The organism is Bradyrhizobium sp. HKCCYLRH3061 (assembly GCF_051168015.1).
Lineage (GTDB): Bacteria > Pseudomonadota > Alphaproteobacteria > Rhizobiales > Xanthobacteraceae > Bradyrhizobium.
In genome coordinates this window covers 114,676-130,749 of sequence record NZ_JBNPUE010000001.1, presented here as the reverse complement: position 1 = coordinate 130,749, position 16,074 = coordinate 114,676, and the positions used below count along the sequence as shown (strand labels likewise).

Annotated in this window: 20 protein-coding genes; 19 read left to right on the top strand and 1 reads right to left on the bottom strand. The window is 62.5% G+C overall.

The genetic code is table 11. The features are described 5' to 3' along the window. Positions 1-106: 106 nt before the first annotated feature. The 3 genes from ACQR2C_RS00600 (at position 107) to ACQR2C_RS00590 (ending at position 2,643) form a co-directional block, all read left to right on the top strand. Entirely contained in the window at positions 107-574 is a 468-nt protein-coding gene (locus tag ACQR2C_RS00600) for a hypothetical protein (protein ID WP_316216952.1), read from the top strand. Beyond that, on the top strand, positions 575-1,867 hold the full coding sequence (locus ACQR2C_RS00595; RefSeq protein WP_316216951.1) for a hypothetical protein: 1,293 nt from the start codon (positions 575-577) through the stop codon (positions 1,865-1,867). It abuts the gene before it with no gap. 131 nt (positions 1,868-1,998) lie between these two features. Further along, complete coding sequence (locus tag ACQR2C_RS00590; RefSeq protein ID WP_434880216.1) at positions 1,999-2,643, top strand: portal protein; 645 nt, start codon at positions 1,999-2,001, stop codon at positions 2,641-2,643. 405 nt (positions 2,644-3,048) lie between these two features. Here the strand turns inward: ACQR2C_RS00590 and ACQR2C_RS00585 are convergent, their stop codons facing one another. After that, positions 3,049-3,360, bottom strand: a complete 312-nt coding sequence (locus ACQR2C_RS00585) for a hypothetical protein (protein ID WP_316216949.1) — start codon at positions 3,358-3,360, stop codon at positions 3,049-3,051. 36 nt (positions 3,361-3,396) lie between these two features. Here ACQR2C_RS00585 and ACQR2C_RS00580 point away from each other — a divergent pair, with 36 nt between their 5' ends. The 16 genes from ACQR2C_RS00580 to ACQR2C_RS00505 all read left to right on the top strand — a co-directional run bounded on the left by ACQR2C_RS00580 (position 3,397) and on the right by ACQR2C_RS00505 (position 16,073). Beyond that, the gene (locus ACQR2C_RS00580) at positions 3,397-4,233 is read left to right on the top strand and encodes a hypothetical protein (protein ID WP_434880215.1); all 837 of its coding nucleotides are present in this window, start codon (positions 3,397-3,399) and stop codon (positions 4,231-4,233) included. Positions 4,234-4,280: 47 nt separating this feature from the next. Next, positions 4,281-5,942, top strand: a complete 1,662-nt coding sequence (locus ACQR2C_RS00575) for a portal protein (protein ID WP_434880214.1) — start codon at positions 4,281-4,283, stop codon at positions 5,940-5,942. Then, positions 5,935-6,234, top strand: a complete 300-nt coding sequence (locus tag ACQR2C_RS00570; RefSeq protein ID WP_316216946.1) for a hypothetical protein — start codon at positions 5,935-5,937, stop codon at positions 6,232-6,234. The genes ACQR2C_RS00575 and ACQR2C_RS00570 overlap by 8 nt, the downstream gene beginning before the upstream one ends. Positions 6,235-6,638: 404 nt before the next feature. Further along, entirely contained in the window at positions 6,639-7,442 is an 804-nt protein-coding gene (locus ACQR2C_RS00565) for a hypothetical protein (protein ID WP_316216945.1), read from the top strand. 54 nt (positions 7,443-7,496) lie between these two features. Then, positions 7,497-7,991: a hypothetical protein gene (locus ACQR2C_RS00560; RefSeq protein WP_434880213.1), complete on the top strand. Its 495-nt coding sequence runs from the start codon at positions 7,497-7,499 to the stop codon at positions 7,989-7,991. A 70-nt stretch (positions 7,992-8,061) separates the two neighbouring features. After that, positions 8,062-8,838: a hypothetical protein gene (locus ACQR2C_RS00555; RefSeq protein ID WP_434880212.1), complete on the top strand. Its 777-nt coding sequence runs from the start codon at positions 8,062-8,064 to the stop codon at positions 8,836-8,838. Between the two features lie 534 nt (positions 8,839-9,372). Beyond that, positions 9,373-10,335 carry a DUF5309 domain-containing protein gene (locus tag ACQR2C_RS00550; protein WP_434880211.1) on the top strand — a complete coding sequence of 321 codons (963 nt, stop codon included), beginning with the start codon at positions 9,373-9,375 and terminating at the stop codon, positions 10,333-10,335. Between the two features lie 67 nt (positions 10,336-10,402). Continuing rightward, positions 10,403-10,765, top strand: a complete 363-nt coding sequence (locus ACQR2C_RS00545; protein WP_434872614.1) for a hypothetical protein — start codon at positions 10,403-10,405, stop codon at positions 10,763-10,765. A 1-nt stretch (position 10,766) separates the two neighbouring features. Next, positions 10,767-11,078 carry a hypothetical protein gene (locus ACQR2C_RS00540; protein ID WP_316216943.1) on the top strand — a complete coding sequence of 104 codons (312 nt, stop codon included), beginning with the start codon at positions 10,767-10,769 and terminating at the stop codon, positions 11,076-11,078. Beyond that, on the top strand, positions 11,078-11,416 hold the full coding sequence (locus ACQR2C_RS00535) for a hypothetical protein (RefSeq protein WP_434880210.1): 339 nt from the start codon (positions 11,078-11,080) through the stop codon (positions 11,414-11,416). The genes ACQR2C_RS00540 and ACQR2C_RS00535 overlap by 1 nt, the downstream gene beginning before the upstream one ends. Next, complete coding sequence (locus tag ACQR2C_RS00530; RefSeq protein ID WP_434880209.1) at positions 11,407-12,060, top strand: phage adaptor protein; 654 nt, start codon at positions 11,407-11,409, stop codon at positions 12,058-12,060. The genes ACQR2C_RS00535 and ACQR2C_RS00530 overlap by 10 nt, the downstream gene beginning before the upstream one ends. Positions 12,061-12,085: 25 nt before the next feature. After that, the gene (locus tag ACQR2C_RS00525) at positions 12,086-12,517 is read left to right on the top strand and encodes a hypothetical protein (RefSeq protein WP_316216940.1); all 432 of its coding nucleotides are present in this window, start codon (positions 12,086-12,088) and stop codon (positions 12,515-12,517) included. A gap of 1 nt (position 12,518) precedes the next feature. Further along, a complete protein-coding gene (locus ACQR2C_RS00520) occupies positions 12,519-13,535 on the top strand; it encodes a hypothetical protein (protein ID WP_434880208.1) in 1,017 nt (338 codons plus the stop codon). Continuing rightward, positions 13,535-14,146: a hypothetical protein gene (locus ACQR2C_RS00515; protein WP_434880207.1), complete on the top strand. Its 612-nt coding sequence runs from the start codon at positions 13,535-13,537 to the stop codon at positions 14,144-14,146. The genes ACQR2C_RS00520 and ACQR2C_RS00515 overlap by 1 nt, the downstream gene beginning before the upstream one ends. Before the next feature lie 143 nt (positions 14,147-14,289). Then, positions 14,290-15,762 carry a hypothetical protein gene (locus ACQR2C_RS00510; protein ID WP_434880206.1) on the top strand — a complete coding sequence of 491 codons (1,473 nt, stop codon included), beginning with the start codon at positions 14,290-14,292 and terminating at the stop codon, positions 15,760-15,762. Then, complete coding sequence (locus ACQR2C_RS00505) at positions 15,759-16,073, top strand: hypothetical protein (protein ID WP_434837769.1); 315 nt, start codon at positions 15,759-15,761, stop codon at positions 16,071-16,073. Before ACQR2C_RS00510 ends, ACQR2C_RS00505 begins: the two co-directional genes overlap by 4 nt. Position 16,074 lies beyond the last annotated feature (1 nt).

Below are 16,074 nucleotides of genomic sequence, written 5' to 3'. Positions count from 1 at the left end.
TCCTGCGTGCCGCACTCTTCGCGATCGTCATTGACAATCGTGAATCGTCGGCGTTCTTTATTTGTTCCTGACACGCCCGCTGACTCCGAACTTCGTGAAGGCCGACATGCAGCTTCTGTTCAAGCTTCTAAAGTATGGCTCCGTAACGCTCATTCTCGCCGCTTGGTTTCCGCTTCAGTTTTCAGTTGTTTCGAACCTTCCGCAGCTTGCGCTGGCGGTCGTCGTGACTGGCTATCTGATTGCGATCCTTCTGCTTGCCCTGGCGGCCGTGTCAGGAAGGTTTGGCGTGAAGCTGACAGCTCGGCTGAATTGGTGGTTTGTACTGTTCGCACCTGCGGCACTTGCGCCGCCTGTCCACCTCTATCTGGTGCTCGAAACCTATTGGTACGACATCTACTACCGCTGCGACGAGTGCGGATGGGTACAGTTCTTGGCTCTTTTTATGAAGGCGCGGGAGAGCCTCCTCGTGTCCCATCTACTCCAGATCCTTACTGTGGCCGCAGCGCTCTATGCAATCCTCCTCGTTTCAAGCCTCTTCATCAAAGTCATGCATGGACGTTTCCAGGGGAATTGAATGACGACCTATTTGCGAACTGCGGAAGATAGAAAGCGGGCGCTCCTGGATGATGTGCCGGATACCAAGTTCGAATTCGAAAGCCAGAAGTTCTCCGACATTCCGAAGGATAAGCGACCTGCCATAAATAATATTTTGCAGAACCATCGGTGGGGTGCTCAGCAAGTCAAGACGTACAATAAGTTGATCGAGGAGGCCGCCGGGCGCCATGGGGTAAACCCCGATCTCGTGAGAGCCGTGATCTACACGGAGGTCTCGAGAGGCGGCGAATACGGTTATCCGGGCGAGGCTGTAGGCCGGGCGGTGAGATCGCTGTTCCAACTCGATCATGACGTGATTGCTCGCACGATTCTGCCAGGCAACATCGATTCCAGTTGGCAGAAGCTCATTCCCGGATCTGACGTTCACTCCCCGCGAGACAACATCGAGCTCACCGCGAAGCTGCTGGCAGGGATCGCAAAGCGGCTGGACGATCCCAGCGTCGAAAACATCTACTCGCTCTACAACGGCCTGTCACACGATCGAACGTATGTGAACAAGCAGATCAAGTCGACGCCTTACTATGCCAAGCGTGCGTTCGAGGATAAGGCCTGGGAGAAAGACGAGTGGTCCGCGCCTGATCTGGCCGATGGTCCCGCGGGGGACGTACCGGTGACTCCGGACAACCGGGTCGGTCCCGTCGGATCGCGTGCGCCGTCGGCTGCTCATGATGCTCCCGCCTGGTTCGACGACCGCTTCGGCCGATGGTCCCCTGCGACCAGCGATGCCGCGGCGTCACAATCACCGCTCCTGCGTGAGCTCGCGCGACGCGGGACTGCGGAGGCGGCTGGCGCTCAGCCGCTTCAGCCAGGGTCCCCACCGCCGTCTCTGCTGTTTCCTGGAGGGGCAGGAGAGCCGCCGAACCCGGCCGACCTCGCCGCGAGCGGAGGCGGCCCCGATCCGGTCAAGTCTCCCATCCGCATCCTGCGCTCCCGCCGCGCAGATCAGATGCTGCCAACAGCAAGCCTCGGACCGTCCGGGACTGCTCCCAATCAATTGCCCGTCGGGGATCAAGCGCCATCGTTCGACGATCGTTTCGGAAGCTGGGCGTCGACCGGCAATGTGACCGCGCCGCTCTCGCCCTATCAGCCGTTCTTGCCGTTGCCGGAGTCGGCAGGCTCGGGCGGTGTGCTCACCGGGAATGCAATGCCGGATTATCCGTTCGAGATTCCGGCGTTTGGAGAGGCATCGCCTGGTTTGGAGGATTGGGCCGGGACTCGGCGTCGGCGCTCGCCATGGGGCCCGTCGCGCTGATTTGCGGCGCGTCTGCGAGCAGGCCTCGCGCCGATCGCGTCTGGCGCCTTCCCGTTGATGCCGCTCTCCAGTGCCCGGCACCAGTCGGCCCATCTCATCGCTCACATCATGTCAACGATACGGTTCTGACCATGCCGAAAATGTCGAACGCCGACCTCAAGACGATGCTCGCCGCCGAGAAGGCGGATGCACTGGCCGCCATCTCCGCCGCACGGCTGGCGGAAGAGCGCGCCGATGCGATGGACTATTATCTCGGCAACATGCGCAAGGACATGCCTGCGCAGGAGGGGCGCTCGCGGGCGGTCTCGACCGATGTCGCCGATACGGTAGAAGGACTGATGCCGCATTTGATGGACATCTTCGCCGGATCCGACGAGGTTGTGCGGTTCGAGCCCGTCGGTCCGGAGGACGAGGCCGCCGCGGCGCAGGAGACCGATTACGTCAATCACGTCTTCATGCAGCAGAACCCCGGCTTCATGATCCTGTATTCCTTCATCAAGGATGCTCTCCTCTCGAAGGTCGGTGTCGTCAAGGTGTGGTGGGAGGAACGCGAGGAGGAGAGCCGCGAGACGTATTACGATCTCAGCGAGGACCAATTCGCGCTGCTGGCGCAGTCGGTCATGGACTCCGACGGGGCGATGAGGATCGTTGCGCATAGCGTGCGCGGGGGAGAAGACGGCCTACACCAGTCTTCAGGAAGAGCGCCGTCGGCCACCGGCTTGATGGTGTCGGATGGAGCCTCGGTGCCAGGCGCCGACGCGCATCGGCTCGCGTGAGCTGAGTAGATGCGATCATGACAGGAAGCCGATCGTCATCCACGGCGCACTTCCTCCGCAGTTTCAGGACGATGGGACATCGCTATCCATTCTTGGCTCACGCATTCGAGCCGACGGCTCCAGCAGAAATCCGAGCCGAGGGCGACAGAGCTATGGGCTTGCCCTGCGCAGCCTGCCTGTTCTTCTGAGATTCTTTGCCGCCGGCAATCCGGTGTTTGGCCGTCTTGTGCTGCTCTCCCTCGGCTGGGCGGCGTATCGCGCGGTCGCGGAGTGAACGGCCGATGACGACTTGGTCCTGACGGCTGGTATCGCGGGAAACAGCCGAACGCGGTCGATAGCCCTGCCTTCAGCCGATGTCTCCCGTTCGCTTCAGAGGCGGCCGCCTGCAGTTTTCCGACACGATGCTCAGCCCAGCGCGCCGAGCACCAAGATCAACAGAAGCCCGATGGCCGACCACGCCCATATCGCACGCTCGTTCCATATTGCGGTCTTCAGACGGTCACGACCGGGCTCCGTCAGTTTCGTCGGGTCCATTGCCGAGAAACGAAATCTCAGCAACCACCATCGTCTGTAATAACTCGGCATCATGTACTTCATGTCTGAAGCGTCTGGAGCAATGTGGTTGTGGATGATGCGAAGATCATTCAGCCATCGCGCCGACAGCGTCAGGCGGACGATCGTCCAGATCAGAAGGATGCCGATTGCCGTGTAGGACATGTTCGCAAGGGGAAACAGAATTATAGATCACAGTCGATGTTCATTCCACTTGATGAGGATAATTTAGTGTCGGTCAACGAGAAAGGCAACCTTCGCCCGGATGGCATCTCTCTCGAGCTGCCGTTCATCGGTTGGGGAGGTGCATATTATTGGAATCCGGGCGCGCCAGCTGCGCCGAGTGTCACCTTGACGAGAGGCGTCGGCATGGGCGGAGGAGGGGCTCACCTCATTCATCTCAGAAGGGGCATGACCTCCGAAGATACTCTAGGATACGGCGCTTCGGTCAACATGCCGTCCTTGAATGTCAACGCCACGATTCCGGACACATACGGCATCCCTGAACCTTGGAACGCAAAAGTTTCGTCGATCGGGGCGGGCGTCGCCATTCCGGGGTTCGGTGCGAACTATACGGTCGCGCCGGCACGGATCGCAGAATTCATCAAGAAGTACATTTTGGGTGTAAGGTCGGAAAAGCCACCTTCAGCATCCATGCCGACTTTTCAGAGCGGGCGGATAAGAACGGAGCCCGCCTCCGAACCACCCGTGCCTTATGCCGGCTCCTCGTTGAACAGAAACGACTTCGGTTCGAGAATCGCTCCCTGGGCGTCCGGGTACCCTGGCGGTCGTGACGAACCGTCAGCTGGGACAGTTTCGCGCAACGAGGCCGATCGAGCGTTTTCCGCCGGAGCTTCGGCCATTCCCTACATCCGAGACGCGGCTCGTGCCTCTGCTGCAGGCTTTCCCGGCGTAGGCGAATCTCCCTCAAGAGACGGCACCGTCGCGAGCGGGCAGGACGGTACTCCCGTTGGCGGTCTGCTCGGGATGATTCAGGACTACCTCCTGACCGAAGCGTCACGGGGCGAAAGCCGTTAGGCGCCGGCTCGATTTGTCCATTCTCCAGCATCAACGAGTCCATGACCATGACCATGCCTCTGCCGCCGGCGCCGCTGCAACCGGTGCCGGAACCGATCACGCACGACGTCACCATCGTCACCACGCGAAAATTCGCCCATGCGCGGGTGATGGGCGTGCCGCCGGAGGAGTTCGGGATCGAGCGCGGCGCGCGCTCGATCCGTGACTGCAACTACTGCTTCCACGAGATCGTCACCAAAACGGAGGCTCAGCTGATTGCCGAAGGGTTCGACCCTGCGCAGATCAAGTCGCTCGGCGACTACACCGGGACGACGCAGGTCGAAACGCTTGCGCGCGATACGGTCGACGAGCATTCACGGGCATCGTCGAGCGCATCGAATTCGGGCACCAGGCTCGTGCGCATCACCGAGCACTATGTCCGGATCGACTATGAAGGCGGCGGCAGGCCGTGCCTGTACCAGATCATCACCGGTGGCGACCAGGGCGAGATCCTGCGCAAGGATGGACAGGACTGCATCACGCCGTTCGACGCGATCCCGTTCGCCGCGACCACGCCGGTGCCGATGACGCACCGCTTCTTCGGGCGTTCGATCGCCGATCTGGTGATGCCGCTGCAGCGCGAAAAGACGGCGTTGAAGCGCGGCGCGCTGGACAATCTCTATCTGCACAACAATCCCCGCGTCGAGGTGGCCGAGGCGAACGCCGGCCCCAACACGCTGGACGATCTCCTGGTCTCGCGTCCAGGCGGTGTGGTTCGCACCAAGACGGCGGGCGGGCTGAACTGGCAGGTGGTGCCTGACATCACCAGCTCGATCTATCCGATGCTGCAATATATCGATGCCGAGCTTGAGAGCCGCTCGGGGCTCTCGAAGCAGGCGCAGGGCATCGACGCCAACGCGCTGCAGAACCAGTCGGCGACGGCAGTTGCGCAAGTATTCTCCGCCTCGCAGATGCGCATCAAGCTGATCGCGCGGATCATGGCGGAGGGCGTGCGAGACATGTTCGGCCTGCTGCATGGCACGATCCGCAAGCACGGTCAGCAGCGCCAGACCGTACGGCTGCGTAATGCCTGGGTCCAAATCGATCCGCGCAGCTGGAAGACGCGCGACGACATGACGATCGAGGTCGGGCTCGGCTCTGGCGGCAAGGCGCAGCAGTTCGCGCAGACCATGGCGATTGCCAACGTCCAGAAGGAGCTGGCGATGGCCGGCAAGATCAACCTGGTCGGCGATCGCGAGCTCTACAACACGGCGGCCGAGCTGACGCGGATCATGGGGCACAAGAATCCCGGTCGGTTCTTCAACGATCCGGCCGCGGTCGACCCGCAGACCGGCCGGCCGCTGCATCCGCCGCCGGCGCCGCTGCAGCCGCCACCCGATCCGAAGCTGCTCGCGGCACAGGCGCGTCTGCAGACCGAGCAGGCGATCGCCGCGCACAAGGCGGAGCTGGCGCAGCAGCAGGCGCACAACGACATGGTCCATCAGCAGGTGAAGATGCAGGCGGAGATCGAGCTGGCCAAGATCAAGGCCGGGCTGGATGCCAAGATCGCGCTGCTCGATGCGCACCTCAAGTCGATCGAGGCGGCGCAGGAGCGCGAACAGGTGCGTGCGGCTCACGAGCTGAAGATTGCCGAAGCGGCCGTGGGCCTTGCAACTGCAGCTCATGCCAATCGCGCGTCTGATGAGCAGAAGGAGCGGCACGATGACTGACGAGAGCATCCTGCAACAGACGGCGGCGCGGGGGACTCGCGCCAAGGCGCTACTCGACGACGAACTGCTCGCCGGTGCCTTCGACGTGCTGGAGGCGAGCTACAGCGCGGCCTGGCGGCAGACACAGATCGACGACGTCGCCGGCCGCGAAAAGCTGTTCCTTGCCATCAACATCGTCGGCAAAGTGCGCGACCATCTCGGCGCGATCATCGCCAACGGCAAGCTGGCGGAGGCGGAGCTGAGGGAGCTCGCGCGGACGGCGGAGCGCAGGAAGCGGTTCGGCGTGCTGTAGGGTGGTTTGACGGAGAACAATCAAAAGCTGTATTGACATGTTCTTTGTTTGTTCTAAGCTTCGCGAAAGTTCTCGGTCCGATTTTTTGGAGAATTTTGCCGGCACACGACGCGCGGAATCGTGCGTATCGATCGCGCTGGTGGGCGAACGTTCTCGCTACCGTATCCGGAATTTGAGAGTGCCAACGACAACCTCTCCTTCAGCAAATACGGCTGTTACCTCATACTTCAAGGAACGTGGCTGGGAGGGAGGTTTCCGGAAACACGCACCTTTTGGCCGTTCAGGCTCCAGAATGCAAACGATGAGAAGCGACAATGCCACGATACGAGTACCGAGGTTGTGGGCTGCGCTGGAGCGCGGCTGGACGACAGGAGAGAGGACGGCGACCGTTCAGAGGGCCACGGATGGTCAGCAAATTGCTTCGGTGGGCCGGCTCCATTTTTCTCCTTCTGTATGCGACCGGACTGGCCGCCCAGGACGCGAAACCGAATCCCGAGGCCTATCATCGCGCCGTTGAATATTGTCGCGGTGACGTCCCGCAACCGACGGCGATCAGTCCTGACCGAACGATCGTCTGCTTCAGCGCGAAGACCGGCCTCGATGTCGACGTGTCGACGGTGAACCAGATCGCTGATAACGGGCTATTCGTGTTGAGCGGCTATGGTGGCAAGCGCGACACCGCGATGAGCGTCTCCGATCTGCTGCGCAGCCGCAACGCAACCGTGGTGGTGTTCGACGTCTGCGCCTACCATTGTGCGGAGTATTACTTCGTGGCGTCGGCGAGAACCTACGTCGTGAAGAATACGATCGTGGTATGGCAGCACTTCTTATCGGATTGCCAGGTCACGTTTCGTGAGCCGCATGATTCCAGCGTTCCGAAATTGTGGCGTGCGGAGTGTCCGAACGGAAAGGAATGGCGTCTCTCTTTTGCGAGCGATGCTCCGGTGCTCAGACAATTTTATCAGGACAGGGTCGTCGATCGGTATCATTTCGAGCCGCTGCCGGACAGCGAATATGTCCGAAAGCGCTTGAAGCGGCTCTACGATCAGACAGGACGTTTTCCAGAGATCGGATGGATGTTGAGTCCGACCTCGCTCAAGCGTCTGTTCAAGGCGGATATCAATTACGAGGCCTATCCTCAGTCGCAAGAGGAGGCGACGGCATTGGCCAACCAGTTCGGCGCGCGCGACGTGATCTATGATCCATGATCGGCAAGCTCGCCGGATTGTCATCAACATCAAGGCTCTTTTGAAGGTAGGAAAATGAGAGACAAGGCTTCATTGCATTCCGTGCCGATTGTCCCTGATCCGAATTTCGCTGGTGATCCTCCGGGATACGCCGACCGTTGGACCGTTCCGAGTTTCGAGGATCTCTATCGAAACCGCCGGCCCGTCTATGTGCCGCCGCCAGCGCCGAAATGGATCGAGAAATCGCCGTGGTTCTATCGTCGTAACGAGGCGCCGCTCCGGCCGGAGTCGCCTTCCCCGGTCTCTCAAGGTGTCTCCAGCCGATCGTTCCAGATGATGGCGCCTGCTCTGGCAGCAAAGCTGCAGCCAACTGATGGACTGGCGGCTAAGGGCGGGAGCGGACAGATCGACGCGATGGCCGCGCGCGCTGCGGGCCCGGCCGTGCTGTTCGGCCTCGGCACGTCGAGCCAGCCGCAGGTTTCTGGCGCCCAGATCGGAAGTGGGGGTCTGCTCGACCTGCTGACCAGGCTCATGGCTGCCAATCCTGGTGATCGATCCTCCTCAAGGTGAATTCAGGGAGGATGCCGAATGCCATTCGGCTCATGGACCTTCGACTGCTCGCTGGTTAGTCGTTCTGGCGATGGTTCTGATCATCGTCCCACCAGGAAAGGCTGATCCGCTTCAAAGCGAGGCCAATTGGGATCTCGAGCACCTTGCTGTCGAGTATTGCCGGGGGCCGCTGCAGCGTCCGATTGCCTCCGGACCTGATCGGCGTATCGTTTGTTTCGACGGCTGGATCGATGACGGCATGAATCTTTCCACCATACACGATCTCCAATATGGTGGTCTATTCGTGGTCAGAAGTTTCGGAGGACAGGCTGCGACGGCTATGACCCTGTCTCGCCTGCTACGAGACCGCCATGCAGCGGTCGTCGTCTACGATTATTGTATGGCCGCGTGCGCAAGCTTTCTGCTGATCTCGTCGGACCAGGCCTATGTGACGAGTGGCTCCATCGTTGCGTGGCGCGTCGTAGATGACCTGCGGACGGATTGTGTATCGGTTGGCGACGCTGAAGATGGGCGCGGCAAGAGATTGCGGCGGATATCCTGTCCGGATACGTCTTCCGAGCAGGAACAAAAGAGTAGAGCCGCCATTCGTGCGGAGCAGGCGTTCTACGCAGAGAGAGCGGTGAAGCCCCAGTTCGAGGGTCCGCCGGACAGTCCCTATACGAGGCGGATGGTCAAGAACCTCTACGATCAGTTCGGAATCTATTCGAGGGTCGCGTGGACGCTCAATCCACGGTACGACGTCTTCTTCAAGACGAAGATCATCTATGAAGCCTACCCCGCCAGTCAAGACGATGTCGATGCGCTCGCCGCGCGGCACCGCCTCGGGAAAGTCATCTATGATCCATGAGAGATTGAAGTGGTTACCAACCAAATGTCCATGAGCAGAAATAATGCGCGGGGATAGTCCTGCGGACAAGCATTGGTGGCATCGGGTGCCTTTGCGGGGGGGCTCGATGTTTAATTCACGGTCATCTCATGATCCATTGACACGTCGGGCAAATCACCTTCATAAAGGCAGCATCACAAGATTTACATGATGCCCGCGCCGGACACTCCGCCGCGGGCTTTTTCGTGAGCCGCGGACATTCCCGGCTTCGAAGGACTGTGCCGTGCTGTAGAGCTTCACCGCGTTAGACGCGGTGAGTGCGCGACAGGCGGTTCTGCCGACCCCGCTCGCGGCGGGCGCCACGGCATCGACGTCTCGCGCGAGCCGAACCGGGAGCGATCTCCCGCGCCATCGCGCCGGCGGGACCTGAACGACTTCGACCATTTTCGGAACTGCGCAGCGCCGATCGGCAAAACGTCCGCTCGTGACCACTGCAACGGCGGTGCGATCGCGGCGTACGCCTTGCGTTGGGCGAACCATCAACAAGGATCATCGATGACCACACCTACGTCCACTTTTGTCACCTATCAGGCAGTCGGCAATCGCGAAGATCTCAGCGACATGATCTATCGCATCGACCCGGTCGACACCCCGTTCATGAGCGGCGTCGACAAGGAGAAGGCGACCGCCGTCAATCACGAGTGGCAGACCCAGGCGCTCGCGCCTGCCGACGGCACCAATGCCCAGCTCGAAGGCGACGATCCCAACACCAACGTGACCACGCCGACCGTTCGGCTCGGAAACCAGTGCCAGATCTCCTACAAGGTCGCGCGCGTCTCCGGCACCCAGCAGGCGGTCGACCATTCCGGTCGCGACAACGAGCTCGCCTATCAGGAGATGCTGAAGGGTCTCGAGCTCAAGCGCGATCTCGAGACCATTCTTTGCGGTACCAACCAGGCCAAGCTGATCGGCAACACGACGACGCCGCGCAAGACGGCTTCGATCCTGTCATGGATCGTCTCCAACACGTCGAAGGGCAGCGCCGGCGGCGCGGCCGATCCGGCCGCGGCCGACGGCTCGGGCACCCGTACGGACGGTACTCAGATCGCCTTCACCGAGGCGCGGCTGAAGACGGTGCTGTCGTCGATCTGGATCAACGGCGGCAAGCCGGGCACGATCCTGACCGGCGCGTTCAACAAGCAGGTGTTCTCGACCTTCACCGGCCGCTCGACGGCGATCGAAGAGGCCAAGTCGAAGAAGATCGTCGCCTCCGTCGATGCCTATGAGTCCGATTTCGGCAAGCTGAAGGTGGTCGCCAGCCGCTTCCAGCGCGCGCGCGATGTGCTCGTGCTTGAGATGGACAAGTGGGCGGTGGCCTATCTCAACGGTCGCAACATGATCTCGATTCCATTGGCCAAGACCGGCGATTCCGATCGGCGCCAGATCCTCGCCGAATACGCGCTGGTCGCGCGCAACGAGAAGGCCAGCGGCGGCATCTTCGACAACACCACCGCATAGTCCGATCTTTCATCACCCTGACCTGCAGGCGGCTCTCGGGCCGCCTGTTTCTTTTGGAGGTTCATTCATGCCGCTTCCCGGCAATCGTCCCCTGAACACGGCCGATCTGACGGCCTACACGCCTTCCTGCGGCGCCAGTCCCGTCGCCGCCTATGTCCGTGCGCCTTTCCGCGGCAGGCTGCTCAAAGTCGCCGGCATCCTCGGCGGCGCCATCACCACGGCCGACGGCACCGTCACCGTGACGGTGAACGGGGCGCCGGTCGCAAGCTTCGCTGTCCCGCAGTCAGGCTCCGCGGCGGGGCAGCTGTTCTCGGTGGTGCCGGCGTCGCCGGTCTACCTCAACGAAGACGATGTCATCGCCCTGTCGTCCTCCGGCGCGTCGGGAACATCAGTGCCGATGCATTTTTCGCTTGCGGTCAGGGGAGCCTGAGATGTCGTTCTTTCCCAAACAGCCATCATCCCGGATCGGCGGCACGCAGACCATCGCCTACGACGGCAGCGTCGGGGCCACCAACAAGTTCGGTCCGGGCACGTTCCAGCTTCGCCTGGCCGCGAGCTCGGCCTGCTGCTACCGGATCGGTGACGGCGCCCAGACTGCGACCGTGTCCGACGTCTTTCTCCCGGCCAACACGGTCGAATACGTCACCGTGACGCCCGGGCAGAACATCGCGGCTATCAAGGCGGCCAGCAATGGCCTGGTCACGGCGACGGCCGGCACGCTGTGGATCACGGAGCTGTCGTGATGGATGGGCTGACCATTCGCCCGCATCTCGATCGCGACGGCTCCGGCCTCGTGATCGAGCATCTCCAGGATGTCGCGCCCATCCTGGACTGGAACAGCGAAGCGCGCCGCGACGAGCAGCACAGCGACTGGGGCCGCCACGTCGCGCGCATTCCGAACGTCATCTACGTCAAATGGCTGAACGAGGAATATGCCAGGGGCAACACCCGGCTTCGCCTGTTCACGCCCGAGTTCGACGCGATCGTGCAGACGAAGCTGAATGATCCGGATTGGGCCTATCTGCGCACCGACAAGCCTGCGCCGCAGAGTGGATGGAGGGCGGAGCCGTCATGCCGCTGATCTCGAACTATTCCTCGTTGCAGTCCGCAGTGACCGAATACCTGGCGCGCGACCAGGACGCGACCTTGGTGGCGCGGATCCCGAGCTTCATCCAGCTCGCCGAAGCCAAGTTCAACCGGCAGCTATTCGTGCGGCAGATGGAGCAGCGGGCCATTGCGGTCGTCGATCTCGGCGCGAGCGAGCCGGAGTTCATCGCGCTGCCGACCGACTTCCAGTCGATGCGGCGGATACGACTGACCAGCGTGCGCGGCCAGCCTGCGCTGGAGTTCAGGTCCGGTGTGCAACTCGACGAGTATCGCTTTCGCGTCTCGGACGTCACTGGCCAGCCGCGCTACTTCTCCGTCTTCGGCGATCAGATCGAGCTCGCGCCGCGGCCTGACGCTGCCTACACGATCGAGATGGTCTACCGACGGACCATTCCGCCGCTGGCATCGAACGATTCGAACTGGCTGCTCACGCTGGCACCCGATCTCTATCTCTACGGCGCTCTCCTGGAGTCGGCGCCGTACCTCAAGGAGGACGGACGGATTCAGACCTGGGGGCTCGGCTTCACCAGCGCGCTCGCCGATCTCAATGCCCTTGGCCTGACGTCGACCTTCAACGCCGGTCCGATGGCGATGCGGCTCTCGGGCCAGGTCGTCTGAGACGCCGTCCAACACAGAGGATCACATGGCTGCCTTCAACAAGTTCAATTGCTTCGTCCAGGATGTCGCGCACGCCCTGCACGACATGCTCACCGGGACATCGCATGTCTACAGGATCTATCTCACCAGCACGGCGCCGGTCGCGACCAATACGGTCTACAACACGCCGGCCGACCTGGCGACCGGGAACGGCTACACGGCAGGCGGCGTCTCGATCGGTGCGATCACCGGCGGACAGACCTCTGGCACCTTCCGCTTCATCGGCGGCAGCGATCCGTCGTGGACCGCGGCCGGCGGTTCGATCGGGCCCTTTCAATACGCCGTGCTCTACAACGCGACATCGGCGACCAAGCCACTGATCGGCTGGTGGGACTACGGCACCTCGGTCACGCTTACCAACGGCAATACGTTCACGGTCGACCTCGACCAGGTGAACGGCATCCTGACGATCACCTGACATGGCAGCTTTTCTCGACATCTGCAGGTTCCTGCCCACCGCCGGCGGCACGACGGACTGGACCTATGCCGCGGCCGTCCAGGGCTATCAGAGCCCGGCCGCAGCCGGCGCGGTCAATGGCCGGCTCTACAAATACAGGGCCGAGAGTGCCGACCTGACGCAATGGGAGATCGGCGAGGGCGCCTACGCCTCGTCGACCGGCACCTTGGCTCGGACGACGATTCTGTTCACCTCGGCCGGAACGACGGCGAAGATCAGTTTTTCGGCTGCGCCACAAGTCGCGATCGTCGCGCTGAAGGAAGATCTCATCTCGATCGAGGAGGCGAACGCCTTCACCAGCACACAGCAGGCGCAGGCGCGGAGCAATATCGCCGCGGCTGCAGGTCCCGGCAACTGGACGCGCTCCGTCCTGACGTCAGGATCTGGCACCTACACTCTCAAAGCCGGATGCAAGGCGCTGCTGGTCCGCATGGTCGGCGGCGGGGGCGGTGGGGGCGGTGGCGGCACGACGGGAGCGACATTTGGTGGCGTCGGCGGTGACACGACGTTCGGCTCGTCGTTCCTGACCGCCTCAGGAGGAGCAAACGGCGGCCCGTACGGCAACGCTTACGCGAGTGGTGGTGGCGCGGCGGGCGGTGACCTCAATATCCGAGGTAGTCACAGCACGCCGACCGATGGTGCGGGCGGCTCAACAGGCGCGGTGCTTCAAGGCAGGAATGGCGCCAACTCTGCATTCGGCGGCTGTGGCGCAGGCGGATGGATCGGCTCCGCGGGAAGTGCGGCGGCGACAAATAGCGGCAGCGGCGGCGGAGGAGGCGGAGGCACCGACGGCGGTTCGGGCGGGCGCGGTGCTGCCGGGGGCGGCGCCGGAGGATACGTTGAGAAGTACATTGCCGCTCCGGCCGCGACATACGCGTATTCGGTTGGCGCAGCGGGCAGCGGCGGTTCTGCGGGGTCGAACGGCACGACTGGCGGCGCTGGTGGTTCCGGCATCATCATCATCGACGAGTACTACTGATGTCACTGCTCGGATTCGACGCCATCGGCAGGCTGGCGATCGCGCAACTCCCGCGCGGCTCCGCAACGAATACGATCTTCGTTGCGAGTCCGGCCGCCGTCACGCTTGCAGGCCGCGCAGCCAGCTTCCAGTCTGCACTCACTCAGATTACCGCGGCGCTCGTCTATGCCGGTGGCTCGGCGGGGGCGCGCATCGGTCTTCTCGGCGCGCAGAACGGCTGGCTGACGGCGGGCACCGCGGTCCTGTATTCGTTCGGTGCTTTCGCCGCACGCGGCGATTTCGTCGCGGCGGGGAATTCCATCACGACGGCCGGCACGATGCAGGCCGCGGGGCGGGCTCATACCGTCAGCGGCCAATCATCGGCATTCCTTGGCGCAATGACTGGTCAGAAGACCTCATACCAACTCGTGGGATACGACGTCGGCTACGGGCGCGGCTTCGAGGCCTGGTATCCTCTCGGCGTGGGGACGATCGATTGGAGCAGCAGCACCGATCCTGAGCAGGCCTGGTTGCCGGCGCCAGCTGTGGCCGACCATTGGCTCGGTGTTTCGGCATCGTCGATCTCGTGGAATGCGTTGTCTCCTTCGGCGCCGCCCTGGACGGGCGAATGATGTCCTCGTCGTGGTCATCATCTGTTCAAGCCTGATGCACGCAGCCGTTTGAAGGCCCAGGCACCATCTGCGTTACCGGTCTTTTCTGTTTCCTCTTGACCGCGGCGGAGGTTCGCCGGCGGCAATCGATGATTGGAGGTGACATGCCTCTTCTTGCCTTTGGCGAATATCGGCCCGACGTGAGCGACTATGAAGGTCAGGCCACCCGGAACATTCAGAACGTCGTTCCGCGCGGCGATGGCTATGGCCCCTTTCCGTCCTTCTCGGCCTACACGTCGGCTCTGCCGGAGCCGTGCCGCGGTGCGTTCTACGCTCTGAAATCGGACGGCACCGTCGTGACCTTCGCCGCGACATCGACGAAGCTCTACCGCCTCAACAATACGGACTTCACCTGGCTCGATGTCTCGAAGGGCGGCACCAGCTATGCGCAGCTGTCCGCGGCAGCGCAGTGGCAGTTCGCACAGACCGGCAATCTCGTGTTCGCCGCCCAGGCGAATGCGCTGCTGCAGGTGTTCGATCTCACATCGTCGACCGCCTTCGATAACGCCTTGGGCGCGCCGCCGCAGGCCGCCTATATCAGCGTCGTCGGACGCTTCCTGGTGCTCTCCGGCCTGCTGTCGACGCCCTATCGCATCCAATGGTCGGGTCTCAACAACTTCAATTCGGCGACGTCATGGGACGGCCTGACGGCTGGGTCCGATCATCAGGACTTTCCCGACGGCGGCATCGTCCGCGGCGTTGCCGGCGGGGAAGCGGGCATCATCTTCCAGGACCAGGCGATCCGGCGCATGTCCTACGTGCCGGGATCGCCGATCATCTTTCAGATCGATCGCATCACCCAGGACAAGGGTCTCTACGCGCCGTATTCGATCATCCGTGCCGGCGAGCGGATCTTCTTCTATGCCGGTCAGGGCTTTCACAAGATCGAGCCCGGCGGCCTGCCGCAGCCGATCGGCCGCGAGAAGGTCGACCGCACTTTCCTAGCCGATCTCGACAAGGGCAATCTGCAATTGCTGATCGGGGCGGCCGATCCGCGCTCGACGCGGGTGTTCTGGTCCTACAGGTCGATTTCCGGCGCGATCGGCACCTATGACAAGCTGCTGGGCTATGATTTCCTGCTCGACCGCTTCTTTTCGATCGCGGCAACCGGCGAATATCTGCTCGGCATGTCGCAGACCGGCCTCACGCTCGAGAATCTCGACAGCATCTCGTCGTCGATCGACGCGATGACCCTGAGCCTCGACGCCTACGCGACGGCTGTCCAGCCCGAGATCGCGCAGTTCTCGGCAAATCATGTGCTCGGCTTCTTCCGGGGCAACAATCTCGAGGCGACAATGGAGAGCGCAGAGCAGGGCACCGACGACAATCGGATCATGATCCGCGGCTTCCGGCCGGTCACCGACGCGACTTCGCTGTTCGGATCGGTCTCCTCGCGCGACAAGCCGTCGGCGGCTGCTGTCGCGGGGGCAGAGGTCTCGGTCAACACGCGGACGGGGCGCTGCGACCTGCGCAAGGACACACGCTATGCCCGCTTCAAGGTCAGGATTCCGGCCGACGCGTCATGGAGCTTCTGTGCGGGCGTGGTGCCGGACCTCACCGTGAGCGGCACGCTATGACGGCCTACGTCCCCGGCATCACCGAGACCGATCTCAAGAAGATCATCTTGGCGCTGCAGCAGCTCGCCGCCGGGCGCTCCAACGCCGTCGGCAGCGTCACCCTGGCGGCGGGCACGACGGCGACAGTGGTCGCCGACAAGAACTGTGCAGCCGGTTCGACCCCGATCCTGACGCCGGCGACCGCCAGCGCGGCGGCCGAGCTCGGCAACGGGACGATCTATGTGAGCGCGGTCGCCAACGGCTCGTTCACGCTCACCCACGCCAGCAGTGCAGTCACGACGCGGACGTTTCTCTATGCGCTGCTCGGCTGAG